The sequence below is a fragment of the Mycobacterium sp. genome (assembly GCF_049280035.1).
In the GTDB taxonomy this organism is placed as follows: Bacteria; Actinomycetota; Actinomycetes; order Mycobacteriales; family Mycobacteriaceae; genus Mycobacterium.
Window position 1 is genome coordinate 1 of sequence record NZ_JBAPPI010000004.1, and the last position, 1,520, is coordinate 1,520.

Consider the following 1,520-nt stretch of genomic DNA (forward strand, 5'->3'; position numbering starts at 1 on the left):
CCGAGTATCGGCCTGGGCCAACGGCTGTCGAGTGCGCGGGCGTACTGGGTCACGAACGCGGTCCGCTCGACGGGTGTCAACTCGGTGATCGCAATTCTCATACCGGCAACGTACTCCGGGACTAGCCTCGGTTGCGTGATCGATTCGAAAACTACCTCCGAGCCACCGACCACGCTCTGCGAGGCATTCCAGCGCAACGCCGCGATCGACCCGGACGCCGTCGCGCTCCGTACCCCTGGCGACACTCAGACAATGACCTGGCGGGAGTACGCGGCCGACGTGCGCCGGGTCGCGGCCGGCCTGGCCGGCCTCGGGATCCGCCGAGGCGACACGGTTTCGCTGATGATGGCCAACCGCATCGAGTTCTACCCGCTGGAAGTGGGTGCGCAGCACCTCGGCGCCACCTCGTTCTCGGTGTACAACACGCTGCCTGCCGAACAACTGACCTACGTTTTCGACAATGCCGGCACCAAAGTGGTGATCTGCGAGGAGCAATACGTCGATCGGATCCGGGCCAGTGGCGCGGAGCTGGAGCACATCATCTGCATCGACGGTTCCCCCGAAGGCACGCTCTCTCTGGATGATCTCTACGCCGCCGGTAAAGACGACTTTGATTTCGATTCGACCTGGCGGGCGGTGCAGCCCGACGATGTGGTCACCCTCATCTACACCTCCGGGACGACGGGAAATCCCAAAGGGGTGGAGATGACGCACGCCCACCTGCTGTTCGAGGCCCAGGCCCTCGAAGCCGTTCTGGGCGTTCAGTTCGGTGATCGGGCCACCTCTTTTTTGCCGACGGCGCACATCGCCGATCGCACGATGGCGTTGTACAACCAAGAGGTGTTCGGAGCCCAAGTCACGGTGGTCTCGGATGCTCGCGCGATTGCGACGGCGCTGGCCGACGCGCGCCCGACCATCTGGGGCGCCGTGCCCAGGGTCTGGGAAAAGCTCAAAGCGGCAATCGAATTCGCCGTCACCCACGAGCAGGACGAGGCCAAGCGCCAGGCTCTGCAATGGGCTATGTCGGTTGCCGGGAATCGTGCCGCGGCACTGGTTTCCGGCGAGCCACTTTCAGATGAAGCAGCCGCCGAATGGGAGAAGGCCGACGAGCTGGTGCTGTCCCAGCTGCGTGCCAAGTTAGGGCTGGACCAGCTGCGGTGGGCGGTGTCAGGTGCGGCCCCGATTCCCAACGAAACGCTGGCCTTTTTCGCCGGCATCGGCATCCCGATCGCCGAGGTGTGGGGCATGTCCGAGCTGAGCTGCGTTGCCAGCGTGAGTCATCCAGCCGACGCGCGACTGGGCAGCGTGGGCAAGCTGCTGCCCGGGCTGGAGGGCAAGATCGCCGAGGACGGCGAATATTTGGTGCGTGGACCCCTGGTGATGAAGGGCTATCGCGGCGAGCCGGCGAAGACCGCCGAGGCGATCGACCCCGACGGCTGGCTGCACACCGGCGACGTCCTGGACGTCGACGCCGACGGTTATCTGTGGATCGTCGACCGGAAGAAGGAGCTGATCATCAA

General features: G+C 64.8%; 1 protein-coding gene. It reads left to right on the top strand.

All coding sequences use genetic code 11. From position 1 onward, the window contains the following. Nucleotides 1-135 precede the first annotated feature (135 nt). A partial coding sequence (locus WAN71_RS00075) for an AMP-binding protein (protein WP_422223375.1) occupies nt 136-1,520 on the top strand: 1,385 nt, incomplete at its 3' end.